General features: G+C 51.5%; 20 protein-coding genes, 1 pseudogene and 1 CRISPR repeat array. Of the genes and pseudogenes, 10 read left to right on the forward strand and 11 right to left on the reverse strand.

Annotation, left to right across the window (positions count from 1 at the left end; translation table 11 throughout):
* Positions 1 to 122 precede the first annotated feature (122 nt).
* Genes GN242_RS08310 through GN242_RS08320 form a run of 3 tightly spaced genes read left to right on the forward strand, consistent with a single transcriptional unit; the run spans position 123 to position 4,628 of the window.
* Positions 123 to 593, forward strand: a complete 471-nt coding sequence (locus tag GN242_RS08310) for a GNAT family N-acetyltransferase (protein ID WP_156287271.1) — start codon at positions 123 to 125, stop codon at positions 591 to 593.
* The gene (locus GN242_RS08315) at positions 590 to 2,650 is read left to right on the forward strand and encodes a hydantoinase/oxoprolinase family protein (protein WP_154751519.1); all 2,061 of its coding nucleotides are present in this window, start codon (positions 590 to 592) and stop codon (positions 2,648 to 2,650) included. The genes GN242_RS08310 and GN242_RS08315 overlap by 4 nt, the downstream gene beginning before the upstream one ends.
* Complete coding sequence (locus GN242_RS08320) at positions 2,640 to 4,628, forward strand: hydantoinase B/oxoprolinase family protein (RefSeq protein ID WP_156287272.1); 1,989 nt, start codon at positions 2,640 to 2,642, stop codon at positions 4,626 to 4,628. Before GN242_RS08315 ends, GN242_RS08320 begins: the two co-directional genes overlap by 11 nt.
* A gap of 77 nt (positions 4,629 to 4,705) precedes the next feature.
* Here the strand turns inward: GN242_RS08320 and GN242_RS08325 are convergent, their stop codons facing one another.
* The 8 genes from GN242_RS08325 to rluE form a co-directional block, all read right to left on the reverse strand.
* Positions 4,706 to 5,833, reverse strand: coding sequence for a ribosomal protein uL16 3-hydroxylase (locus tag GN242_RS08325; RefSeq protein ID WP_154751517.1), 1,128 nt, complete (start codon positions 5,831 to 5,833; stop codon positions 4,706 to 4,708).
* 93 nt (positions 5,834 to 5,926) lie between these two features.
* Positions 5,927 to 7,387 carry a two-component system sensor histidine kinase PhoQ gene (gene phoQ / locus GN242_RS08330; protein WP_154751516.1) on the reverse strand — a complete coding sequence of 487 codons (1,461 nt, stop codon included), beginning with the start codon at positions 7,385 to 7,387 and terminating at the stop codon, positions 5,927 to 5,929.
* A gap of 2 nt (positions 7,388 to 7,389) precedes the next feature.
* Positions 7,390 to 8,058 carry a two-component system response regulator PhoP gene (gene phoP, locus GN242_RS08335; RefSeq protein WP_154751515.1) on the reverse strand — a complete coding sequence of 223 codons (669 nt, stop codon included), beginning with the start codon at positions 8,056 to 8,058 and terminating at the stop codon, positions 7,390 to 7,392.
* Positions 8,059 to 8,240: 182 nt separating this feature from the next.
* Positions 8,241 to 9,611: an adenylosuccinate lyase gene (gene purB, locus GN242_RS08340; protein ID WP_154751514.1), complete on the reverse strand. Its 1,371-nt coding sequence runs from the start codon at positions 9,609 to 9,611 to the stop codon at positions 8,241 to 8,243.
* 28 nt (positions 9,612 to 9,639) lie between these two features.
* Positions 9,640 to 10,284: a high frequency lysogenization protein HflD gene (hflD, locus tag GN242_RS08345; protein ID WP_156287273.1), complete on the reverse strand. Its 645-nt coding sequence runs from the start codon at positions 10,282 to 10,284 to the stop codon at positions 9,640 to 9,642.
* Positions 10,285 to 10,678: 394 nt separating this feature from the next.
* Positions 10,679 to 11,794 carry a tRNA 2-thiouridine(34) synthase MnmA gene (gene mnmA / locus GN242_RS08350; RefSeq protein WP_154751513.1) on the reverse strand — a complete coding sequence of 372 codons (1,116 nt, stop codon included), beginning with the start codon at positions 11,792 to 11,794 and terminating at the stop codon, positions 10,679 to 10,681.
* 60 nt (positions 11,795 to 11,854) lie between these two features.
* Positions 11,855 to 12,328: an NUDIX domain-containing protein gene (locus GN242_RS08355; protein ID WP_156287274.1), complete on the reverse strand. Its 474-nt coding sequence runs from the start codon at positions 12,326 to 12,328 to the stop codon at positions 11,855 to 11,857.
* Positions 12,329 to 12,390: 62 nt separating this feature from the next.
* The gene (gene rluE, locus GN242_RS08360; protein WP_154751511.1) at positions 12,391 to 13,047 is read right to left on the reverse strand and encodes a 23S rRNA pseudouridine(2457) synthase RluE; all 657 of its coding nucleotides are present in this window, start codon (positions 13,045 to 13,047) and stop codon (positions 12,391 to 12,393) included.
* A 103-nt stretch (positions 13,048 to 13,150) separates the two neighbouring features.
* Here rluE and icd point away from each other — a divergent pair, with 103 nt between their 5' ends.
* On the forward strand, positions 13,151 to 14,401 hold the full coding sequence (gene icd, locus GN242_RS08365; protein ID WP_154751510.1) for an NADP-dependent isocitrate dehydrogenase: 1,251 nt from the start codon (positions 13,151 to 13,153) through the stop codon (positions 14,399 to 14,401).
* Positions 14,402 to 14,617: 216 nt separating this feature from the next.
* On the opposite strand, the gene GN242_RS08370 is transcribed toward icd, so the two are convergent.
* The gene (locus GN242_RS08370) at positions 14,618 to 15,178 is read right to left on the reverse strand and encodes a TetR/AcrR family transcriptional regulator (protein ID WP_156287275.1); all 561 of its coding nucleotides are present in this window, start codon (positions 15,176 to 15,178) and stop codon (positions 14,618 to 14,620) included.
* A gap of 298 nt (positions 15,179 to 15,476) precedes the next feature.
* Here GN242_RS08370 and GN242_RS08375 point away from each other — a divergent pair, with 298 nt between their 5' ends.
* The 5 genes and pseudogenes from GN242_RS08375 to GN242_RS08395 all read left to right on the forward strand — a co-directional run bounded on the left by GN242_RS08375 (position 15,477) and on the right by GN242_RS08395 (position 20,149).
* Complete coding sequence (locus GN242_RS08375) at positions 15,477 to 16,259, forward strand: SDR family NAD(P)-dependent oxidoreductase (RefSeq protein ID WP_156287276.1); 783 nt, start codon at positions 15,477 to 15,479, stop codon at positions 16,257 to 16,259.
* A gap of 453 nt (positions 16,260 to 16,712) precedes the next feature.
* Positions 16,713 to 17,318 carry an STY1065/STY2022 family phage-derived protein gene (locus GN242_RS21835; protein ID WP_156287277.1) on the forward strand — a complete coding sequence of 202 codons (606 nt, stop codon included), beginning with the start codon at positions 16,713 to 16,715 and terminating at the stop codon, positions 17,316 to 17,318.
* A gap of 209 nt (positions 17,319 to 17,527) precedes the next feature.
* A pseudogene (locus tag GN242_RS21770) lies at positions 17,528 to 17,722 on the forward strand (Gp138 family membrane-puncturing spike protein); the annotation flags it as partial.
* Entirely contained in the window at positions 17,703 to 18,035 is a 333-nt protein-coding gene (locus GN242_RS08390; protein WP_156287278.1) for a tail fiber assembly protein, read from the forward strand. The pseudogene GN242_RS21770 and the gene GN242_RS08390, both read left to right, overlap by 20 nt.
* Positions 18,036 to 18,185: 150 nt before the next feature.
* A CRISPR array of direct repeats spans positions 18,186 to 18,813; the repeat unit is 28 nt; unit sequence GTTCACTGCCGCACAGGCAGCTTAGAAG.
* Positions 18,814 to 19,063: 250 nt separating this feature from the next.
* On the forward strand, positions 19,064 to 20,149 hold the full coding sequence (locus GN242_RS08395) for a glycosyltransferase family 9 protein (RefSeq protein WP_154751506.1): 1,086 nt from the start codon (positions 19,064 to 19,066) through the stop codon (positions 20,147 to 20,149).
* 450 nt (positions 20,150 to 20,599) lie between these two features.
* Here GN242_RS08395 and GN242_RS08400 read toward each other — a convergent pair whose 3' ends face one another.
* Together GN242_RS08400 and GN242_RS08405 are read right to left on the reverse strand one after the other, a co-directional pair.
* Positions 20,600 to 21,028, reverse strand: a complete 429-nt coding sequence (locus tag GN242_RS08400) for a type II toxin-antitoxin system HicB family antitoxin (protein ID WP_154751505.1) — start codon at positions 21,026 to 21,028, stop codon at positions 20,600 to 20,602.
* 111 nt (positions 21,029 to 21,139) lie between these two features.
* A complete protein-coding gene (locus GN242_RS08405; protein WP_156287279.1) occupies positions 21,140 to 21,343 on the reverse strand; it encodes a hypothetical protein in 204 nt (67 codons plus the stop codon).
* 349 nt (positions 21,344 to 21,692) lie between these two features.
* Between GN242_RS08405 and GN242_RS08410 the strand changes: the two genes are divergently transcribed.
* On the forward strand, positions 21,693 to 23,072 hold the full coding sequence (locus tag GN242_RS08410; RefSeq protein ID WP_154751503.1) for an aspartate aminotransferase family protein: 1,380 nt from the start codon (positions 21,693 to 21,695) through the stop codon (positions 23,070 to 23,072).
* The last annotated feature ends 16 nt before the right edge of the window (positions 23,073 to 23,088 follow it).

The following is a 23,088-nucleotide window of genomic DNA, read 5'->3' on the forward strand; positions in this document are numbered from 1 at the left end:
AATATTTCCCCGCCTCCCCCTAATTCCCCACAAAACGCCGTACTGACCTGCATCAACCCAAAAACTCCCGCAGTTAAAGGCCTTACACTCTTTTTATCCGTTAAAAACAGTCAGGAGCCACCATGCTGAAGCCGGTTATCCCTGCGGTTGCCGAATGGCATCGCGATGAATATTTGTTAAGCAGTGATGCCAGCAAAATCGATATCGCCTGGGTTCACCGCCAGCTCGCGGAAAGAAGCTACTGGGCGGCCGGACAGACGCTGGCGACTACCGAACGATCCCTCGCCGCATCCATGCCGTTCGGCATTTATTACCGTCAGCAGCAGGTTGGTTTCGGGCGACTAATCACTGATTACTGCCGCTTTGCCTACCTCAGCGATGTGATGATTGATGATGCCCATCGCGGCAAAGGGCTGGGTGGATGGTTCGCCGCCACCATTCTGACTCACCCGGAACTCAACACGATAAAACGCTGGATGCTGGCCACCGACGATGCCCACGAAGTCTATCGCCGGGCGGGATGGCAGTCAGTGGCAAAGCCACAACGATTGATGGAATTTTTCCCCACCCCACCAGAGGATAACACCCCATGAGTTACCGCGTTGGCGTCGATATTGGCGGCTCGTTCACGGATTTTGCGCTGCTGGACGAGCGTGATAACAGCATCCGCACCCTGAAAGTTCTTTCACGCCCCGACAGCCCCGGCAGTGAAATCACTACCGGACTGGCGCAGTTTCAGCAGCGTGACGGCATTGACCCGGCAGAGATCAGCTACTTCACCCACGGCACCACCGTAGGCGTCAATGCGGTGATCCAGCGTAAAGGCGTGAAACTGGCGCTGTTTGCAACGGAGGGTTTTTGCGATGTACTGGAGCTGGCACGGCTTAAGATCCCTCATATTCATGACCTGTTCTCACGCCGGCCTGCGCCGCTAATCTCTCGCGATCGGGTGTTTGCCATTAGCGAACGTACAGACCGTGACGGCAAGGTGCTACAGCCCGTAGACCGCCAGAGCGTGGTGAATGCAGTGGAAGCCGCCCGCACCGCAGGCTGTGAGGGCATTGTGGTGTCGCTATTGCACAGCTATCGCAACGGCAGCAATGAAGCGCAGGTGCGTGAGATTGTCGCAGAGCTGGCGCCGGATCTGCTGACCTCCTGTTCGGCAGAGATCTGGCCGATTATTCGCGAATATGAACGCACCATTACCGCCGTCATTAACGCCTATGTGCAGCCGAAAGTGATCCACTATCTGGACGCGTTTGAGCGGGCGCTAAAGGAGATGGGGGTGCCGGTGCCGCCGCGCATTACTAAGTCGAACGGCGGCGTGATGGGGCTGGCGCAGGCTAAAGCCGAATGCGTACAGATGGTACTTTCCGGCACCGCTTCCGGGGTGATGGGAGCCAGTTATATTGCTGAAAGCTGCGGTTTTGACCGGCTGTTAAGTCTGGATATCGGCGGAACCAGCGCCGATGTAGCGGTGATTATCGATGGCCGGCCGGAGTACGGCAGCGGTGAGATTATCGGCGACTTCCCGATCTATATTCCTTCTGTTTCGGTCACCTCCGTGGGTCAGGGTGGGGGATCTATCGCCTGGATTGATAGTCTCGGCGTCTTGCAGGTTGGCCCGGATAGCGCCGGATCGCTGCCTGGCCCGGTATGCTTCCGCCGTGGAGGCACCGAAGCCACTGCCACCGATGCCTTTGCCGCCTGCGGTCTGATTGGTCATGGCGATCTGGGCTACAACGCAGTGCAGGTGGATGTTGCTGGAGCTCGTGCTGCGGTGGGTAAACTGGCCAGGCCGCTCGGGATCACTATCGAAGAGACCGCTGAAAATATTATTGCCCTGGCTGTTTCCAGTATGTACAGCGACACCAGCGGGCTGATCTCGCGCTTTGGTCTCGATCCGCGTGAGTTCTTTTTCCTCGCGTTCGGGGGAGCCGGGCCGATGATGGGTTGCTTCCTGGCGCGTGAACTGAAGCTGAAAGGGGTAGTGGTACCGCCAACGCCGGGAGTGTTGTCGGCGCTCGGTGGACTGGTGGCTGATATTAAAAATGATTTTATCCGCACGCTCTATTGTGATTTGACCGTGGCGGTGAGTGAGAGTCTGCGACAGCATGCCCGGCAGTTGCGCACTGAAGCTGAAACCTGGCTGGCGCGCGAGTACGGCGCAGATTTACCTTATACACTCAGCTTCTCGGCAGATATGCGCTATCGTGGTCAGTCTTTTGAGATTGATGTGGCCCTGCAACCTGAATGGCTGCTGGAAGGCGATCTGGCGGCGATCCACAGCGCCTTCAACGCTCATCACACCCGCCTGTTTGGTCATCACGATGAACAGGCAGCAGTACAGCTGATCAACCTGCGGCTGGTGCTTTCATCGCCAACCCCGAAACCACGCCTGACTACCCTGGCTGAGGCCGGGGGGCCGGTACCGGTACTGCGTCAGGTAGAAGCCTGGATTGACGGACGCTGGTGGCAGGTGAATGTCGTATCCCGCAGTGCGCTGCTTGCCGGGCACCAGCTTACCGGTCCGGTGATTGTTGCGCAGGATGACTGCACCACCTGCGTTCCGCCTCAGATGCAGGTGGATGTTGATCGCTATGGCAATCTGATTATTACCCCGCAAACCGGAGCACATCATGGCAATTGATGGTCGTAACCTGCAAATTCTCGCCAACTACTGCGCAGCGGCTGCCGATGCGATGGCGTTTACTCTGATGCGCACCGCGCACTCCACGTTTGTAAAAGAGACGGAAGATTTCTCCTGTCAGATTGTCAGCCGTGAAGGTATGGCCTTTGCCTCACCGCGCAGCTTTGGTGCGCCCTGGTACAGCGGCATCGATTATGGCCCGGTGCTGGAGCTGATTGACGGCTATCAGGAAGGGGATATCTGCATCACAAATGACTCCTACGCCGGAAATGTGGCGACTCACTCGCCGGATATCCATATCTGGAAGCCGGTGTTTCATAACGGAAAGATCGCCTGCTTTGTGGTAGGCCATATTCACAATACCGACGTTGGCGGGGCGGTACCTGCTTCGCTGTCGCGCTCGTTAACGGAAATCGTGCAGGAGGGGATCCGTATTCCGCCGCTGAAAATTATCAGCGGCGGCGTGCTTAACCATGAAGTGGCGCGCATTATGAGGCTGAACGTGCGGGCGCCCGAGCAAAACTGGGGTGACTTTAATGCACAGATTGCCTCGGTCAATATTGGCGAGCGCAAGGTGCAGGAAATTATCGCCCGCTTTGGTATCGATGATTTCCTGACCGGCATTGAAGGCATTCTTGATTATGCTGAACAGCAGGCGCGCGGCATTATCAGCACCATTCCGGACGGGGACTATTTCTATGCGGATTACGCCGATGAAGATGGTGAGGGTGGCTATCCGTGCCGTATCGCCGTGACGCTGCGGGTAAAAGGCGATTGCCTGGAGCTGGATTATACCGGGAGCGACCCGCAGCTGATGTCATCGTTGAATATGCCGACCGGCGGGCGTGAACGTCATCCGCTGGCGCTGGTTGGCGTAACCTATGTGCTCTCTACCCTCGACCGTTCGCTGTTGTTAAATGCCGGAACGCTGCGCCCGACGCGCGCTATTCTTCCGCCGGGCACCATTATGAACTGCGAGGCTCCGGCAGCGGTAGGCATGCGCTCCCTGACCTGCGCGATGTCGCAGATTGCCACCGTCGGTGCCTTCTCTCTGGCGATGCCGGAACGTCTGCCCGCCAACTCACCGGGCGGTAACTCGATTATCAATATTCGTACCGTAGACGGATTGAACCGCAGCGTAGTCGCTTCGCTTGGCCCGGTGGGCGGTGGCGCGGGTGGAACGCCAAAACACGATGGGCCGGACGGTTCTGGCGGTCTGTCGGCATTTCTGAAAAACACGCCAATCGAGATTAATGAAGCGGAAGTGCCGGTGCGCTTTCTGCGCTATGGTCTGGCAGCCGACAGCGCAGGAGCCGGGGAGTATCGCGGCGGGCTGTCCACCGAAATGGCTTTCGAAGTGTTCGCACCAAATACCACTATTACCGCGCGCAACCGCAACCGCTCGGTGTTTTCATCTGCTGGCGCGGCAGGGGGACGGGCAGGGAGCACATCCTGGTTCCGCACCGAACACGCCGATGGACGGATAACTGAACATGGTAATACCGACGTGATTCACTGCGGCCCGGGCGACGTGGTGGCGATCAAAGGCCCGGGGGCTGGCGGATACGGGTTGGCGAAGAATCGCCGGGTACAGGCTGTTTTACACGACGTGCAGTGTGGGTTCCTGACGGAGCAGGCGGCGCGGGAACAGTATGGTGTGGCGTTGCAGCAGGGTGAGATTGATGAAGTCGGCACCGCCCGACTGCGTGCGGCCATGCCAGAGCATAATGGCGAACATTTTGATGTAGGTGAGGAGCGGCGTACATTTGAAGCGCTCTGGACGCGTGAGCGTTATCAACTGCTGACGGCGTTTCTGGCACAGCAACCGATTGTGTGGCGCCACTTCCTTAAGCATCAAGTCTTTGCCGCAGTGCAGGCAGGGGAAGGCAGTGAACTGGCATTGGAACAGCAGATGTCAGGGGTATTTACCGCTCTGAAGCAGCGTTTTCCTGGCCTGAACGTCTCTTCAAAAACCTGACCGGAAACGAACTTTGCGATCGTTAATAGAATATTGATGGAGGGGCGGTCGCAGATACGACCGCCCCAGGCGATGGATTACTCTTCGTCGGCAAAATACCAGTAACCGCTGTTCACCAGTGCTGCCAGCTGGGCAAGGAAGGAGGGATCGTCCAGTGCATCACCGAACTGATCCTGACCCAGAGTTAAATCATTCGCCAGTGCAATAAGCGCGGCACGGTGCGGTGATTCGATCTGCTCACCGTTAACAAACACCGCATCCCCGATTGATACCACGCGCAGACCGCCAAGGCGTGACAGCAGCGCGCCCTGTTGCAGAGCATCGTAGATCTCATCAGGCTGATAAGGGGGTTCTGGTGGGGCAACATCCAGCTCGTGGCGTGACTGCGAGATAAACTCACCAAACCACTGATTAAAGTGCTGCGGCTGATTGATGATATCCAGCATCATGGCGCGGATGCCGTCAATCTCGGCAGGGAGGATCTCAGCATTATGTTCACGTGGCTGCACTTCCGGATCGCTGAAGCGGCGGCTACCCAGTTCACGTGCCAGTACATAATCGGCAAAACCGCTAATCAGCTCACGCCCGCTTGGTGCACGGAAGCCAACAGAATAGTTAATGGCGTTTTCCAGCGAGTAGCCTTCATGCGGGAATCCTGGCGGAATATAGAGAATATCACCCGGCTCCATCTCTTCATCGATAATGGCGTCAAACGGTTCAACCTGAAGCAGATCCGGATGCGGACAGTGCTGCTTCATCTCTGTTTTCTCACCTACGCGCCAGCGTCGACGGCCGGTGCCCTGGATAATAAATACGTCGTACTGGTCAAAATGAGGGCCTACGCCGCCTCCTGGCACTGAGAATGAGATCATAAGATCGTCCACACGCCAGTCCGGGATCATACGGAACGGATGCATCAGAGCCGCAGATGGCTCGTGCCAGTGGTCGACCGCCTGCACCAGCAGCGACCAGTTGTTTTCACCAAGATGATCAAAGCTCTCAAACGGGCCGTGGCTGACCTCCCATTTCCCGTCCTGATGGCTTACCAGACGGCTGTCGACTTCATTTTCCATCGCCAGGCCAGCCAGTTCATCGGGAGAAATGGGGTCAACGAAATTTTTGAAGCCGCGCTTAAGGACTACCGGGCGTTTCTGCCAGTAGCGTTGAATAAAATCGGGCCAGTTGAGATCGAGCTGATAATCCATGATGGTTTCCTGAAACGCCAAAGTTGTAAGATTATAACAGTGCGTGGCAGTCACTGTGTACTGTCACGCTGAAATGTCGTGGCGTGTGGCGTATTACTCGTGTTTATGCAGCAGTTCCTGGCGCTGGAATTCTACTTCCATACGTGCACCGCCAAGCTCGCTGGTGCTGGCGCGTATATCTCCGGCGTATTGCTCAAGGATATCGCGCGCCAGCGACAGGCCAAGACCCTGACCAGGGCGCAGCGTGTCGGCACGCTGACCGCGAAGAAATACCAGGTCACGCTTGTTTTCCGGGATGCCCGGGCCATCATCATCAACGATCAGGCAGAGTGTATTGTCCGTCTGCCTCACGCTGACCTCAACAAACTCCAGACAGTATTTGCAGGCGTTATCCAGTACATTGCCCATAACTTCCATAAAATCGTTCTGCTCACCGACGAAGATCACCTCCGGCGAGATATCCAGCGTCAGCACCACGCCCTTACGCTGATAGACTTTATTGAGTGCCGAGCACAGCCCATCTAACAGAGCGGGCACCGAGTGCAGATCGCGTTTCAGCGCGTGATGATCGGCCTGCATGCTGGCTCGATGCAGGTAATAGCCAATCTGCTGGGAGATACGGCTGATCTGCTCGAGCATGATCGGTTCCGCTTGCTCAATTGAGAGGTTACGCTCACCGCGCAGCGAGCGCAGGGTAGTTTGCAGCACCGCCAGCGGTGTTTTCAGACTATGCGTCAGGTCGCTGAGGGTGGTGCGGTAGCGGGTGTAGCGCTGGCGTTCGTTATCCAGCAGTAAATTGAGATTGCGCACCAGTCCTTTCAGCTCCTGCGGCGGTCTTGGGTCGAGCGTGTCGCGGCTGCCTGCCTCAAGCTCGCGCACCTGAGCCGCCAGTGCACCAATTGGGCGCAGACTCCAGTGTGCCGCCAGCCACAGCAGGGGAATAATCAGCAGTAGATTGGCCAGCAGCACATAGCTGAACCATGACCACACCACATCAGAGTGCTGTAATTCCTGCGGGATGGAGTCAACGACCACGATAGTCAGCGCTGGCAGGGTAGCCGTGGCTTCGTAACGGTTTACCGCCACCGAGTGAGTGAAGGTATCATTTCCGTCGTCATCGTAGGCGCTCAGTTTATTTTGTGCCGCCCGGTCATTACCCAGCACTTCGCGGCTGGTGTGATTGTTAGTGTCAATTTCATAGAAATCAGACTTGTTTAGCCATTCACGGTGGATCTTGCTGCGAATATCCGGCACGTCGCGCTGCTGCCAGAGCAGTTTGCCGTTATTGTCGTAGATAAACACCAGCGCCGGGAAATTCAGCGTCATGCGCTCAGGCTGGACAATAGTCAGCTTATTGTCCTGCCACTGGGATAGGGTGAAAAACAGATTACTTTCACTGCGCAGCACGCGGTAGGTGTTTTTATCGAAGCTGACAACATAGCCAATGACCGCCACCATGCCGTAGGATAGTGACATAGTGAGTACCACTGCTGCGGTGGCGAGTAAGAATCGAACCCGCAGCGAAAGCGGTTTTTTGCGGCGCCAGTTGAACATTCTCAGATATCGAACCGGTAGCCCTGGCCGCGCACGGTGGTGATCACTTCCTGAGTGTGCTCTGCCTGAATTTTTTTACGCAACCGACCCATCAGCACGTCTATAGTGTGGCTTTCGCGCAGCTCGGCATCAGGATAGAGTTGCAGCATCAGCGAGTCTTTACTGACCACTTTGCCCGTATTGCGGATCAGGGTTTCAATAATAGTGTACTCAAAAGCGGTCAGCTTGATCTGCTGCTCGTTGATCGTCAGCTCACGACGTGACAGATCGACCTGGAAAGGGTGAAGGGTAATAATCTGCGAGGCCAGGCCGCTATTGCGGCGCATCAGCGCCTGCATCCGCGCGACCACCTCTTCAATATGGAAAGGTTTGGTCACATAGTCATCGGCACCCGCTTCTAATGCTTCCACTTTTGCCTGCCAGCCATCACGTGCCGTCAGCACCAGTATTGGCTGACGTACTTCCTGGCTGCGCCAGCGACGGATCAGCGCCATTCCATCTTCATCCGGCAGGCCGAGATCGACCAGAGTAATATCCGGAGTGTGTTCATTGAGGAAATAGTCGGCTTCTTTCGCGTCTTCCGCAGCATCAACCTGGTGCCCCATCTCACGCAGCTGCACTGCCAGATGATGACGCAGCAGTGGATTATCTTCCACAACTAACACACGCATAACCGAATCCTTAAATAAGATCTAACTGCCAGAAATAACAACATAGCCCCTGAATCACCGCAGGTGCAACAGCATGATAGCGACTTGTATTAACAGAGGCATTAACTGGCATTGAGTATAGGGGAGAACAGATAAACAAGAGGTTAACACGGGCCGACTGAACCGGCCCGGCAGGGTGGAGATTATTTCAGGTCGTCAACCATCTGGATTGCACGGCCAATATAGTTAGCCGGAGTCATCTGCTTCAGACGGGTTTTTTCTTCTTCCGGCAGCGCCAGGCTATCGATAAAGGTTTTCATGCCTTCAGCATCAACGCGCTTACCGCGAGTCAACTCTTTCAGCTTTTCATAAGGCTTTTCGATACCGTAACGGCGCATAACCGTCTGGATCGGCTCGGCAAGCACTTCCCAGTTGTGATCAAGCTCTTCCAGAAGACGCGCGCGGTTCACTTCCAGTTTAGAGATGCCTTTCAGCGTTGACTGATAGGCAATCAGCGCATACCCCACGCCAACACCAAGGTTACGCAGGACAGTAGAGTCGGTAAGGTCGCGCTGCCAGCGGGATACAGGCAGTTTGCTTGCCAGGTGCTGCATAACAGCGTTCGCCAGGCCGAGGTTACCTTCGGAGTTTTCGAAGTCAATTGGGTTGACCTTGTGCGGCATGGTAGAAGAACCGATTTCGCCAGCAATGGTTTTTTGCTTGAAATGGTTCAATGCAATGTAACCCCAGACATCACGATCGAAGTCGATAAGAATGGTGTTAAAGCGCGCCATACAGTCAAACAGCTCGGCAATATAGTCATGCGGCTCAATCTGCGTGGTGTATGGGTTCCAGGTTATTCCCAAAGAGGTGACAAACTCTTCGCTGAACTGATGCCAGTCAACTTCCGGATAAGCGGCAATATGGGCGTTGTAGTTGCCGACGGCACCGTTGATTTTACCCAGAATTTCAATGCGTTCTAACTGACGCAGCTGGCGCTCAAAGCGATAGGCAACGTTAGCCATCTCTTTGCCGAGCGTAGACGGAGTTGCAGGCTGGCCGTGCGTGCGTGAAAGCAGGGGGATATCACGATACTGCACCGCCAGGTCTTTTACTGCGGCGATGATTTTGTTCCAGTAAGGCACAATAACCTCACGACGTGCAGTTTCCAGCATCAGCGCATGAGACAGGTTATTGATATCTTCAGAGGTACAGGCAAAGTGAATAAATTCAGAAACCGCATGCAGCGCAGGAACGGATTCAACTTTCTCTTTCAGAAAGTACTCCACGGCTTTAACGTCGTGGTTAGTGGTACGCTCGATAGTTTTGATGCGCGCAGCGTCTTCTTCGCTAAAACCACTGACAATTGCATCAAGGAAAGCGTTTGCGTCGGCATTAAATGCAGGAACTTCTTTTATCTCTGCGCAGGCTGCCAGTTTTTGTAACCAGCGAACTTCAACCTCAACGCGGAATTTCAGCAGACCATATTCGCTGAAAATACCACGTAGTGGGCTGACTTTGTCGCCATAACGACCATCTACAGGTGAGACGGCGGTCAGAGAGGATAATTCCATTGTTGCTGCTCCAGGATCGGTTAAAAAATCAGGTTGGCGTCCCGTTAAGGCGGGCCAGAATCGCTTTTGCCTCATTGACTAAGCGGTTACGGGAAAACATCAGTTGCAGACGGCCACCGCCGACCTGCTGCCACAACACCGCCGCGCGGATACCCGCCAGCAGGGTGGCACGAACTTTACTCTGTACCAGACTATTTTGCAGGACAGTCGGTGAACCTGTGACCTGAATCCGCGGGCCGAGCGGGCTGATGACATCGACATAAATCGCCGCCATCGCGCTTAACAGCGTTTCGGACTCCAAATCGTAGTGCGCCAGCTGGCGATCAAGCTGGGCAATACGGTTTGATAACTCATTCAATGCGGTCTTGCTGGCATGAAGTTTACGCTCCAGCACCATCATGCTGAGAGTATAACGCGTCAGTTCGGCACCCAGGCCCTGGCGGCTGTTGCTGTTCAGCACCGCCAGCAGTGTCTCAAGACCAAACTGCAAATTTGCTTCGTCATTGCCAAACACCGCCAGCGTGGACGAAGGATTCAGATCCAGCAGACTTTTCAGCGATGTATTTAACGCATCCGGCGGGCAGTGCCCCTGGTGTGCCAGTTGCTGCACCAGATGAGCGGACTGGCAGATGCCTGCCAGCGCCAGGGTTATATCATAATAGTTCTTTGCCACGGTAACTCCTGTCACTCGTCATACTTCAGGCTGTTGATGCGTTAGCTGCTTTCACTCACCCGAATCACTTACTGATGTAAGCTCATCGGGATTCACTCATTTGCTGCCTTTCTACAGCCCGAATTATTTAGAGTGCGTTCATCGTCATACTTCAGGCTGTTGATGCGTTAGCTGCTTTCACTCACCCGAATCACTTACTGATGTAAGCTCATCGGGATTCACTCATTTGCTGCGTTACTCGGCTATGCCTCGCCCCGGAGGGGCCAGCGCTTTACGCTGTTCAAAAGGCTAAAGCCATTTTGTCCTACAGCCCGAATTATGTAGAGTGCGTTCATCGTCATACTTCAGGCTGTTGATGCGTTAGCTGCTTTCGTGTTAGCTGCTGTGGTCTGCATCAGTTAACCAGCGGCTGGCGCTGTTCAATGATGCCGCCACCGAGGCAGATTTCATCAAGATAAAATACCGCAGACTGCCCTGGCGTAACGGCGGCCACCGGCTGATCAAAACGTACTTCAATCCGTTCAGCATCCAGCGGAGTGACGGTGCAGGGAATATCTTCCTGACGATAGCGGGTTTTTACCACGCAGCGCAGCGGGGCAGTGAGCGTCTCACGATCTACCCAGTGCAGCTGTTGGGCGATCAGGCCTACCGACATCAGGCGCGGATGGTCATGGCCCTGCGCTACCACCAGTATATTGGCCGCCACGTCTTTATCTACCACGTACCATGGTTCTTCATTGCCGTCTTTGGTACCACCAATTCCCAGCCCTTTACGCTGACCGAGCGTGTGGTACATCAGACCCTGATGTTGCCCCACGGTATCTCCCTCAACGGAGACAATCGGGCCTGGCTGTGCAGGCAGATAACGGCCGAGGAACTCGGTAAATTTACGCTCGCCAATAAAGCAGATGCCGGTGGAATCTTTTTTCTTCGCAGTGATCAGATCAAGCTGTTCAGCAATACGACGTACTTCTGGTTTCTCCAGCTCGCCTACCGGGAACAGACTTTGTGCAATCTGCTCGTGGCCGAGGGTATAGAGGAAGTAACTCTGGTCTTTATTGCCATCCAGTCCGCGTAGCAGGCGGCTTTTGCCGTCCACATCCTGGCGGCGCACATAGTGACCGGTGGCGATATAGTCCGCCCCGAGATCTTCTGCGGCAAATTCCAGGAAAGCTTTAAATTTGATCTCTTTGTTACAGAGGATATCAGGATTGGGCGTACGGCCTGCTTTGTACTCCGCCAGGAAGTGTTCAAACACGTTGTCCCAGTATTCAGCGGCAAAGTTAACCGTATGCAGATAGATTCCGAGCTTGTCACAGACTGCCTGCGCATCGGCTAAATCTTCCGCTGCGGTGCAGTACTCCTCGCCATCATCTTCCTCCCAGTTTTTCATAAACAGGCCTTCAACCTGATAACCCTGCTGCTGTAGCAACCAGGCGGAAACTGAGGAGTCAACGCCGCCGGACATACCGACGATCACTTTTTTCTGGCTATTTGTACTGTTTGACATTGCTTGTCCGACTTTAAGGAGCCGTTAAAGGCGACTCTGATAAAATTGCGACGCATTCTATCACGCGTCGGCGGGCTGCGCACTCTCGCTAAACGGCCACTGAAACGCGCTGAGGATCTCCAGCGGATAGCGTTCCCCTGACTGATAAATTTGCAGGCTTTCTGCCACCAGCGGCGATCGTAGTTTTTTAGAGGTGATAATCTCCTGCGGCGGCAGCCACCAGCAGCGATCGATATCGCGATCCTGCGGATAAGTCTCTAAGGCTTTTGGCAGATCCAGGGCGAACAGAAAGCGCAGGAAAGGAGTGTTATCGGGTGCGATCCACTGGTGCAGGCGTAAAAAGGCCTGTGGAACAGCATCAATGCCTGTCTCTTCCGACAGTTCACGCACTGCCGCCTGAAGCAGTGTTTCATCCGCTTCCAGGTGGCCCGCAGGCTGGTTCCAGGTGGTGCGCCCACGCACGCGTTCTTCTACAACCAGAAAAAGCCCTTCAGCCTGTACTACGGTGGCTACGGTCACGTGCGGTTTAAACATAGTATTCTCCATGCGGTCGGTGTGCATTCGGCAAGTTTTAGCGAGATATTACGTCATAATAGTCATATTTCGTTGCTAATATCACGCCATTCTCCGGGTGCAAGTCCCTGTAAATGTAATGTTCCCATAGAGAAGCGGATCAGACGCAGGGTTGGAAAACCGATATGTGCTGTCATGCGTCGCACCTGGCGGTTACGCCCTTCAAACAGGGTGATTTTTAGCCAGCTGGTGGGGATGGCTTTCCGCTCGCGGATCGGTGGCTGACGATCCCATAGCCAGTCGGGGGCAGCGACTTTTTCTACTCCAGCGGGCAGGGTAGGGCCATCTTTCAGATTTACGCTACTGCGCAGAGGCTGCAAATCGCTCTCCTGCGGGTCGCCCTCCACCTGCACATAGTAGATTTTCCCGGTACGCTTGCCCGGCTGGGTCAGTGTGGCCTGAAGTGCGCCATCATTGGTCAGCACCATCAGACCTTCACTGTCACGATCCAGTCTACCGGCAGCATAAATGCCTGGCTGTGGTACATAATCTTTCAGCGTCCGGCGTCCGGCTTCATCGCTGAATTGGGGCAGTACATCGTACGGTTTGTTAAATAAAACCACGCAGCGCGGGCCTTTCGGGGCACTTTTTGCGGCGCGGCGCGGGCCGGAACGTCCAGGGTGATGATTCGTCAGGGAAGATTTTCGCATGGTCTTTGCACTTGTTAACAATAAGCGCATTATACCGCAATCCTGAGATGATTGGCGTGGCGTCAATATTCAAGTAGTATTGACGCGCATCTTACAAGTCATTAACAAAAAAAAGCGCTCGAAGGAGAGGTTAATGGAAAGCAAAGTAGTTGTTCCGGCGGAAGGTCAGAAAATCACCCTGGATCAGGGAAAACTCAACGTACCTAACAATCCAATCATCCCGTTTATCGAAGGTGATGGCATTGGCGTTGACGTGTCTCCAGTGATGATCAAAGTAGTTGATGCCGCTGTGCAGAAAGCTTACAACGGTGAGCGTAAGATTTCCTGGATGGAAATTTACACCGGTGAGAAATCGGTAGAGCTTTACGGCCAGGATGTCTGGCTGCCAGAAGAAACTCTCGACCTGATTAAAGAGTACCGCGTTGCCATCAAAGGCCCTCTGACCACCCCGGTCGGCGGCGGTATTCGTTCCCTGAACGTTGCCTTGCGCCAGCAGCTTGATCTGTACATCTGCCTGCGTCCTGTCCGTTACTACACCGGCACACCAAGCCCGGTGAAACGCCCGGAAGACACTGATATGGTGATTTTCCGCGAAAACTCCGAAGATATCTATGCTGGTATCGAGTGGAAAGCGGGTACGCCGGAAGCAGATAAAGTCATCAAGTTCCTGCGTGATGAGATGGGCGTGAAGAAAATTCGCTTCCCTGAGCAGTGCGGTATCGGCGTTAAGCCATGTTCAGAAGCAGGCACCAAACGTCTGGTGCGTGCAGCCATCGACTACGCCATCACAAATGACCGTGATTCCGTAACGCTGGTTCACAAAGGCAATATCATGAAGTTCACCGAAGGCGCTTTCAAAGACTGGGGTTACCAGCTGGCGAAAGAAGAGTTCGGCGGTGAGCTGATCGATGGCGGCCCGTGGATGAAGGTGAAAAACCCGAATACCGGCAAAGAGATCGTTATTAAAGATGTGATTGCCGATGCGTTCCTGCAACAGATTCTGCTGCGCCCGGCTGAATATGACGTGATTGCCTGTATGAACCTGAACGGTGACTACATCTCTGACGCTCTGGCTGCGCAGGTTGGCGGTATCGGTATTGCTCCGGGTGCCAACATCGGTGACGAATGCGCCCTGTTCGAAGCGACCCACGGTACAGCGCCTAAGTATGCAGGCCAGGATAAAGTGAACCCAGGTTCAATCATCCTGTCCGCAGAAATGATGCTGCGCCATATGGAGTGGTTCGAAGCCGCTGACCTGATTGTTAAAGGCATGGAAGGCGCAATTGCTGCCAAAACCGTGACCTATGACTTTGAACGTCAGATGGACGGCGCTAAGTTGCTGAAAGCTTCAGAGTTTGGCGACGCGATGATCAAACACATGTAAGTGTGTTTGTCGGCGGGGGCTGAGGCTCCCGCCATCATTTCAAGGCTACAAAGGTCTTCCCCAACAATTCCCAAACCCCTCCCGCAAAAACTACAAAAAATCAACGTCTTGTTCTGCTATCGCGATAAAGTCAATTAGAGGCTGGAGTCAATACGGCTTTGGTTACCGCAGTCGCCATGAAAGTGCATCTGCACGAGTTCGCTTTCCGCAGTGTATTCAATCTTTGGATTTTTTCTGGCTGAGAAGGCGCGAGCGGCAGACATCGAGAATCTCATCGGCCAGAGTAGAATTATCAGGGCATGCACGTGACAGCACCAGGGCACCAACAAGGTGCGCAATGGTGTCAATCAGCTCGGCACGAGTTGCGGCTTCCTCATGATTTCCCTCTGCTAAAACTGACAGCTGACGTTCAATCCCAGCGGCAAATGCCGCCTTAAATGATTCAGGCTGACGGGCGGTATCGGTTCCCAGTGCCGACATCACACAGCCTTTTCCCATATCATCGCGATGCTGACGGGACAGGTAGTATTCAATGAATTTTTCCCGGTTTACACCCGCCGTACTTTCTGCGGATTGCGCAAAACCGCAGCTCATCGCCTCCGACATCAAATCAGCTTTGGAAGCAAAGTGCTTGTAGAATCCTCCGTGGGTTAACCCTGCGGCTGACATCAGTTCCGCTACACCCACACCGTCGTAACCGCGCTCACGAAACAGCTCTGAGGCTGTTTCAACAATGCGCATTCGGTTTTCCTTAACCTGCTCCTTTGTCACTTTCATTGGTTTCTGCCCCTCTAAAAAAGTTGGGTTGAGTATACATTGATGATGATCATAATCAAACCTGTTGACTTTATAGATGATGACCATCATCATTAAATCGCGCCGTTACTAACCCTTCTTTACAGGCGAATACAGATGACTAACCGACCAATATTTCGACTATGAACTGGAAATAACAGCCCTTACTAACTCTGTCGTGATAGCACAGCTGACGCGTAACCGGGCCGGCGCACGCCGGGGATCTACATACATCGCACATTGCGAATTTTTCTCATCCATTAAGAAAGAAGATCACACTATGTCTAAAACTACAGTTCTGATTACAGGTGCATCAACGGGGATTGGTGCTGTTTACGCTGAACGGTTCGCCCGTCGTAAACACGACCTTGTTCTGGTTGCACGCGACAAAACAAAGTTAGAGAAACTTGCAGAGAGACTGCGACAGGAAAATGGTATTTCTGTCGATGTTCTGCCCGCCGACCTCACGCAAAACGAAGATTTAGTCACGGTTGAGGAGCGCCTGCGTGAAGACTCGCGGATAGGCATTCTTATCAATAATGCCGGTATCGCACAGTCGGGCAGTTTTACCGATCAGGCACCTGCTGCAATAGAAAGCCTTATCGCGCTCAACGTTACCGCCCTGACGAGACTGGCCAGTGCCGTGGCACCACGATTTGTACAAGCCGGAGAGGGTTCAATCGTCAATGTCAGTTCCGTTGTTGCACTCGCTCCGGAATTTGCCATGACGGTTTACGGCGCAACCAAAGCTTTTGTTCTGTTCTTATCCCAGGGAATGCATCTTGAACTGTCGCCTAAGGGCGTTTATGTCCAGGCGGTGCTCCCTGCCGGTACTTACACGGAAATTTGGGATCGTGCGGGTATCGACATCAGCAACTTGTCCCAAATGATGGAAGTGGGCGAATTAGTAGATGCAGCACTGGCAGGTTTTGATAGCCGTGAACCTGTCACCATTCCACCTTTACATAATGCCACACGCTGGGACTCTCTTGAGTCAGCCCGTCAGGGCCTGCTTTCCGATATCAGACAATCTGAAGTTGCAGACCGATATAAAACCGTTTAGTCCATAAGTGCCACTCTGCATAACCGTCTCACGGCAGTTTTGCAGAGAGGTAAACTCAATATCAATTCTCTGTAGACCGCGTGTTACTAAATTCATGTTATTGGTGCTGTATTATTTATAGAACGCATAATAGAACCACTCTTAAAATCTGATAAAATCAAGCATCATTGTGCCTGCTGTAGTGCCTTCATTTACTCATCTTTTCTACTGTTGAATTTGCTCATGATATATGCGCTTTTTCTTGGCGTTAATTGCGAGGTGCATTAAATATTTAATATTTAGCATTGTCGGAGTGTTGAGTGGTTTTTAAAATTGATTTACTTTGCCAGTGCGATCTTTGTTGCAGAAACGTTTGATTCTTCTGGGGTGGGTTCAATGATGTAAAGCTCCGGCAGTATTCTGTATTCCTTTAATAAACATGAATGGGAGAATGTCAAAAATGGAGGGTGAGTTATGATATATCCTGATACGGCCTGGATACCTGAAGGCTTTATCGAATTGAAGGCATTGGAACGCATCTGGATACAGGGGCGGCTGAAAATGTGGGGGCGCTGGGCATCGTATTCATTAAACCCCAAGGCGCGTAGTATCATTGAACGTATGATGCGTGAGAATACAATTACGAAGAATTCAATAAAAGATGCTTTGATGCAACTCAAAAATGCCGGGCTGGAAAAAGAACAGCTGTTCAAGTTTTTCCAGGATATCCAGAATAAACAGGCGATCAGCAGCCTGCTATTCTGTACGGATTTTGTTACTGGAACTGCTAGTGCAGCATTCCAGTGCGGTGGTTTGAAATTAACAGGTAATAATGACGGATGGGTTAGAATAAATGGTGAGAAAGTCACATCCCAGATGGTTAAAGAGCTTGGTGCGAAAGGCGATGGCGCTAATACAGTATGGAGTATGAACTTAATGCCAGCGTTTGACGGTAACAATTACGGCTTTGAGTTTGTGAAGCGTAACGGGAAAGTATTTTTGAATGTCCAGTTACTTCAAGACAGTATGGATGCACCCAAAATAATAGGTTCCTTCCCTTGCAGAAAGGTCGCCGATTAAGTCAATAATATATTTATACCTGTCATTGTTTACGTCCCCCCTTGAAGCCTGCTGTTGGTGCATCTTTGTTGGCTGCGCTCACCTATCTGAATTCTTTACCACAGTAAGCGCATTGGCACTCTGACCCTGCCGCCTCGACGTAGCTCGAATTATTTCTCATATATAACAACCCACCCTCCGGCGGGTTTTTTCTTTCTGGAGTTTAGCAAATGGCCCTATCAGTTCAGACCCGCAGCGGTGACCTTGCCGAAACGTTTAAATCCGAGCGGGAATCCGTAAAGAATCAGATTCGTGTCGCTTTGCCTGGCGTTGTGCACTCCTTCAACCCGCAAGCGGTAACGGCTGTTGTACAGCCAGCAATTCGCTATGTAGTTGAGGATAACGATGGACGGCGCAGCACCCAAAAGGCACTACAAGAAATGGGATGGGGAAAAGTGGGTGACAGATACCGATGCGCAGCATCAGTCGCTAGTATTAGAGGTGCTTTCAAAGCAAGCATCGCTGCTTGATGAGGCTACTAAAAGAATCGCTGTATGGCAGACAAAATTACTGATGGGGCGGAAACTATCTGATGATGATAGCGCAGCTCTTAATGCCTGGATGGATTACATTGATGCCGTAGAAACTATCGATGTATCTACTGTGGACGCTGACATGCATATTGCATGGCCTGCTGAACCCGCTGGCACTTTCAACGTCACAATTCCATTGCAGTGAATTCTTACTCGTGCGACAGACCCTCTTTTTTAGCATGTTTTTATCTGATTGATTATTATAATTATTTTGGCAATAGTTAAAAAGAGGGTCTGGAGGAGGAAATAAGGTAAAAAGCTAAAGAAGTAAATGGGTTAGCGCGGTAAGATAACGGTTCACTGCCGCACAGGCAGCTTAGAAGGTCTTGAGAAATGGCGCAAAGAACTTGGTGTGGTTCACTGCCGCACAGGCAGCTTAGAAGCGCTGCCGCTGCCTGCCTTTCCTCAACGTTCAGTTCACTGCCGCACAGGCAGCTTAGAAGAGGCGAGTTCACGCGCCCGGCGGTTCTCAATAGTTCACTGCCGCACAGGCAGCTTAGAAGTTTTTAGCAAAGGCGCGGATCTCGTTTTCAGGGTTCACTGCCGCACAGGCAGCTTAGAAGAATGACGGCAATCAGCAACTGCACCGCATCACGTTCACTGCCGCACAGGCAGCTTAGAAGCGTAGCGTGTGGGAATCATGCGGGAAGGAACCGTTCACTGCCGCACAGGCAGCTTAGAAGCTCAGGATGGCGCAGCAGAGAACATGCCTAAGGTTCACTGCCGCACAGGCAGCTTAGAAGAGCCTGGATGATGCAGCCAGCCCCCGACTTACGTTCACTGCCGCACAGGCAGCTTAGAAGCCGGAGAATGGTGAATTTCCCGGCCTGCCACAGTTCACTGCCGCACAGGCAGCTTAGAAGCTTACGTGGGTTAATCAGCTCAGACTTAAAACGTTCACTGCCGCACAGGCAGCTTAGAAGTACCGGCTATGGTGCAGATGGCAATCAGCTCAGCCAGATTAGTAAACTCATCGAAACGGAACAATTAAAGCCAGTAATTGACAGGTATACCCCTTTGCAGAAGCAAAGGATGCTCTTGCCTGCCTTGCTCAAGGTCATGCAATTGCCTTGGAACCTTTAATGCTTTCTCTGTGCAGACTAATTGAGCGAATGTTCTTTGCATTATAATCTGTAATGGCTTGTTTTTTACATGAGGCGTGTTCGAAATAAAATGTCATTATTATCAATATTAAGATATATAATATTTAGTGTTTATGACTATCGTAAAATTAATATTAGCAATGCCCTTGCAAGGCTTGTTGTTATTCATATCCCTGACCAGATCGGGGATGCTATGTCAGTTTTTCCGGTAATTCGCTCTCTGGAAAAATATCAGATAAAACATTTGATTATTGTCGCATCTGAGATGAATAAACCCGTATTCGAGGCCCTGACTCTAAAAAACACCATGCTGACATTGATTAGTATGAGCTTTCAGGATGATGCCCGGTTAGATGAAATAAAAGAAGTGGCAAAAAATATAAGGGAAAAATATGGCGTCCCGGATATATGTATAGAGGCAATGCGTAAGAAAAATTTAAAAACAATTTTTTTTATCAGTAATCTAAGAGCGAAAACAAATCTTCAGGCAGTAGGGTTAAATATGAGGTGTTGTTCACCATTATGCACGATAGCCTCAAAAATGGATCAGGTTTATCGAGCGCCTGTTCCTATGACTTGGGCGATCCTGATGAGAGAAACTGGATTTCCTGTTGTACGCTCTATGTTTGAATTTCCCCTCAGCAAAGAGGTTATAGCCGAAGTACGTTGTGAAACAGGTGTATTTGATAGCTATATTGCATTCAATTTTGAAGGAAGTGTAAAGGAGCGAACCTTTTCACTCTCTGTCGCTAAGAGTCTTATAGAGTTAGTCAGAAATGAGCTAAAAATGCCGATTTTCATTGTTCATGGGCCAAAGGGTGCTGATAATGCAGTTGAATTGACAAAATCCTATGACTATGTGTATAGAATTACACTGTCTCCTTCAATAACACGCTCTGCGGCAGTGGTAAAGGATGCCTCTCTGATAATAACGCCAGATACCTCCATATTACATATAGCTAGTGCTTACAATGTCCCAGCTATTGCTGTATACGCTAATTACAAAACTCGCTGGCCTGCTATGCAGGATTTTTCGGAAACAATTGTAGTAGGACGTGATGTTGACTACATTGATATCGATGAGTTCAGAAATTCCTTGAGACGCCTTATTTCTAGAGTTCGTACAACCAAACGGTCATCAAACAAATTATTATAAATATATACAGCGTTGCTATACTGAATATCCACAGTTCCAGGTGTTTTTTTATTTATTCGGCTGCCTTGTGGCGGCCTTTTTAATACCTTGAATCAAAATGAGTCAGAGAATTAATTCAACCGGAAAGAGATGGGAGTGATTTTTATCCAGTCCTGAGGACATCTGTAGTCTGCTGCTTAAGGGTTATATGAATAGCGCCGGTTTCTTACCGGTGTAGTGTGAACTGAAAATTATTCGAGGATGAAGGAGTGAGTAATGGCAGCACTATAGCCGGTTACCTGACACCCGTTAGCCATGGGCCAGATTATGACAGATAGATTTGATAAGGCTAAAATAAAAAATACATTTATTGCTATGTAGACAGGCTTAAAAGTACAGCGGAGTTATTTATTCAAACGAAGAAAGAGAGAAGCAGACCTGTCAGTGATAGTAATCTGCTTCTCGTCCTTTTCAGGTAATCCTGATGGCAACCGAGACTTCACGACCCAGCAGATACAATGCCTGCTCTAAGGCCTCGACTTTAGAAGCATGCTCAACATCTAACAGTCGGTCAATCTGCGGGCCTTTCATATTGAGCTTGCGTGCCAGATCCGCTTTACGCGTTCCGCTCTGAATCATGGCATTGTGCAGCGCTGCTTTCAGGCAGGTGAGTACAGGGAGATGGATCAAAATATCATCCTCTTCTGCCTGAGAAGGGGCGGGTATAGGCTGGCGTGAACTGATGCTTTCGCCGATAGCTGCCGTTAAACCGTCAAGAGCTTCCAGCTCAATATCTTCCTCTGCAAACGCCACAGAAGAGAGGGTGTCGAAATCAGGAAAACTGATCTCATAGGATTGAGTCTCTTCGTCATACGAAACTGACGCCGGATATTTAAACATGCCGTACCTCTCGCTCAGGCCTTAAAGCCTTCAGATATCATGGCGGCATGATAACAGATTTGTTGTAAAATATAACAAAAGTGTTAGTCCTGTTTTCCGTGGGAGCCATCACTAACGATGTTCCGGCACACTCAGAGTAGATTTCTCACAGTCAGCCTGCAGTCGTGCCTGCACATCCGGAGGCACCGGCGCGGTCTTCATGCTGCGCCAGGAAAGGCACTCGCGGGTCTCACGGCGCTCCGCTACCGGCCCGCGCTGCGAGCAGGCGGTTGATACCGTAACAATGGAAATCAGCAACACAGCGCTGTAGTTCATCTTCTTCTCCGTTTCATCACCAGGATAGATCTTGTATCACTGTGGCCGGGCATTGTCCTGCCTTATGCGGCGATTCTGTAAGTTGATATTTATTCTTTAGCGGTAGCCATTTTACTCCAGATAATAGACTATCTGGTGGCGGTTTTTTTTGGCTATTCTGTGCGGATCCCCTCTGATAATTAGCTTAAATATAACTTGTTTAGAGTTGATTAACGCTAACTTCTATAAAGATTAAACGACATGCATAAAAAAGTAATACAAGGTAATTTTAGTCAAAAACCGGCGGTCATGTGAATGAGGGGGGCTGATAAACTCAGGCCACCTCGTCAAGCCAAAATAAGGACTTTGTATGACTCCGTATGAAGAACAACTGCTAGCAGATGAAGCTAAATATTGTTCACATGGTGATACCGTGCATTATGTCAGTACGCCAAAAATTTTTGATAGCTGTAGGGGTAGTTACCTTTTCGATGCGGAAGGAACGCCTTATCTGGATCTTCAGATGTGGTATTCCGCAGTTAATTTTGGCTATGCCAACCCGCGGCTGGATAATGTTCTCAAACGCCAGATTGATGTGCTGCCGCAGATTGCCAGCCAGTATCTGCACCCAACCAAAATTGAATTAAGTAAAGCTATTGCTCAGGATATGGAACGTAAGTTTGGTCTGCCGGGGCGTGTTCACTATAACGTAGGCGGCTCACAGTCTATTGATGACTCCCTGAAGTTGGTGCGTAACTACTGTAACGGTAAAAGCCTGATGTTTGCCTTCGAAGGTGGCTACCATGGGCGCAGCCTGGGAGCATCTTCGATTACCTCCAGCTACCGTTACCGGCGTCGTTTTGGTCATTTTGGCGAACGTGCTCAGTTTATTCCGTTCCCTTATCCGTTCCGGCGTCAAAAAGGGATGACAGCGGAAGAGTATGCAGAAAAACTTATTGCCGACTTTGCACGCCTGTTTGCCAACGAGTATCACGGAGTATGGGATCCTAAAGCCGGGCAGTCCGAATATGCTGCATTCTATATTGAACCCGTTCAGGGAACCGGCGGCTATGTTATTCCGCCGCGTAACTACTATAAAGGCCTGAAAAAAGTACTCGACGAGCACGGCATTCTGCTGGTGGTTGATGAGATCCAGATGGGTTTCTATCGTACCGGCAAGCTCTGGTCGGTTGAGCACTTTGGTATCACACCGGACGTGCTGGTATTTGGTAAGGCATTAACCAACGGCCTGAATCCGCTGGCTGGTATCTGGGCGCGTGAAGAGATGATTAATCCAGTGACCTTCCCGGTAGGATCAACTCATTCAACCTTTGCCTCTAACCCATTGGGAACCTCAGTCGGGCTGGAAGTGATGCATATGCTGGCGGAAAAAGATTATGAGAAACAGGTTATGGAAAGCGGAGCCTGTTTCCTGGAAGGGCTGAAGTCGTTGCAGCTGCGCCACCCGGAAATTGGCGATGTGGATGGCCTGGGCCTGGCGCTGCGCGCCGAACTCTGTACTGCCGATGGCTTTACACCCAATAAGCCGCTGCTGGATAAAATGGTGGATATTGGATTATCCGGTACTCTGGACTATCACGGGCAGAAAACCGGGCTGGTGCTGGATGTGGGCGGATACTACAAAAATGTGATTACGTTTGCGCCGTCACTGGAAATCAGCCGTGCCGAAATCCATCAGGCGATTGAGCTGCTGGATCAGCTGATCGTACGCGCTAAAAAAGAGATGTGATTACCATACTCTGTGT

The organism is Erwinia sorbitola (genome assembly GCF_009738185.1).
Lineage (GTDB): Bacteria > Pseudomonadota > Gammaproteobacteria > Enterobacterales > Enterobacteriaceae > Erwinia > Erwinia sorbitola.

What these genes read in the sequence shown, in the direction of transcription:
- mnmA (WP_154751513.1), bottom strand. Translation starts at nt 11,794, where the DNA reads ATGTCAAACAGTACAAATAGCCAGAAAAAAGTGATCGTCGGTATGTCC.
- GN242_RS08395 (WP_154751506.1), top strand. Translation starts at nt 19,064, where the DNA reads ATGTCATTATTATCAATATTAAGATATATAATATTTAGTGTTTATGAC.
- rluE (WP_154751511.1), bottom strand. Translation starts at nt 13,047, where the DNA reads ATGCGCTTATTGTTAACAAGTGCAAAGACCATGCGAAAATCTTCCCTG.
- GN242_RS08315 (WP_154751519.1), top strand. Translation starts at nt 590, where the DNA reads ATGAGTTACCGCGTTGGCGTCGATATTGGCGGCTCGTTCACGGATTTT.
- GN242_RS08390 (WP_156287278.1), top strand. Translation starts at nt 17,703, where the DNA reads ATGGACGGCGCAGCACCCAAAAGGCACTACAAGAAATGGGATGGGGAA.
- GN242_RS21835 (WP_156287277.1), top strand. Translation starts at nt 16,713, where the DNA reads ATGATATATCCTGATACGGCCTGGATACCTGAAGGCTTTATCGAATTG.
- GN242_RS08370 (WP_156287275.1), bottom strand. Translation starts at nt 15,178, where the DNA reads ATGAAAGTGACAAAGGAGCAGGTTAAGGAAAACCGAATGCGCATTGTT.
- GN242_RS08320 (WP_156287272.1), top strand. Translation starts at nt 2,640, where the DNA reads ATGGCAATTGATGGTCGTAACCTGCAAATTCTCGCCAACTACTGCGCA.
- phoQ (WP_154751516.1), bottom strand. Translation starts at nt 7,387, where the DNA reads ATGTTCAACTGGCGCCGCAAAAAACCGCTTTCGCTGCGGGTTCGATTC.
- GN242_RS08375 (WP_156287276.1), top strand. Translation starts at nt 15,477, where the DNA reads ATGTCTAAAACTACAGTTCTGATTACAGGTGCATCAACGGGGATTGGT.
- GN242_RS08310 (WP_156287271.1), top strand. Translation starts at nt 123, where the DNA reads ATGCTGAAGCCGGTTATCCCTGCGGTTGCCGAATGGCATCGCGATGAA.
- GN242_RS08405 (WP_156287279.1), bottom strand. Translation starts at nt 21,343, where the DNA reads ATGAACTACAGCGCTGTGTTGCTGATTTCCATTGTTACGGTATCAACC.
- GN242_RS08325 (WP_154751517.1), bottom strand. Translation starts at nt 5,833, where the DNA reads ATGGATTATCAGCTCGATCTCAACTGGCCCGATTTTATTCAACGCTAC.
- GN242_RS08410 (WP_154751503.1), top strand. Translation starts at nt 21,693, where the DNA reads ATGACTCCGTATGAAGAACAACTGCTAGCAGATGAAGCTAAATATTGT.
- phoP (WP_154751515.1), bottom strand. Translation starts at nt 8,058, where the DNA reads ATGCGTGTGTTAGTTGTGGAAGATAATCCACTGCTGCGTCATCATCTG.
- GN242_RS08355 (WP_156287274.1), bottom strand. Translation starts at nt 12,328, where the DNA reads ATGTTTAAACCGCACGTGACCGTAGCCACCGTAGTACAGGCTGAAGGG.
- icd (WP_154751510.1), top strand. Translation starts at nt 13,151, where the DNA reads ATGGAAAGCAAAGTAGTTGTTCCGGCGGAAGGTCAGAAAATCACCCTG.
- purB (WP_154751514.1), bottom strand. Translation starts at nt 9,611, where the DNA reads ATGGAATTATCCTCTCTGACCGCCGTCTCACCTGTAGATGGTCGTTAT.
- GN242_RS08400 (WP_154751505.1), bottom strand. Translation starts at nt 21,028, where the DNA reads ATGTTTAAATATCCGGCGTCAGTTTCGTATGACGAAGAGACTCAATCC.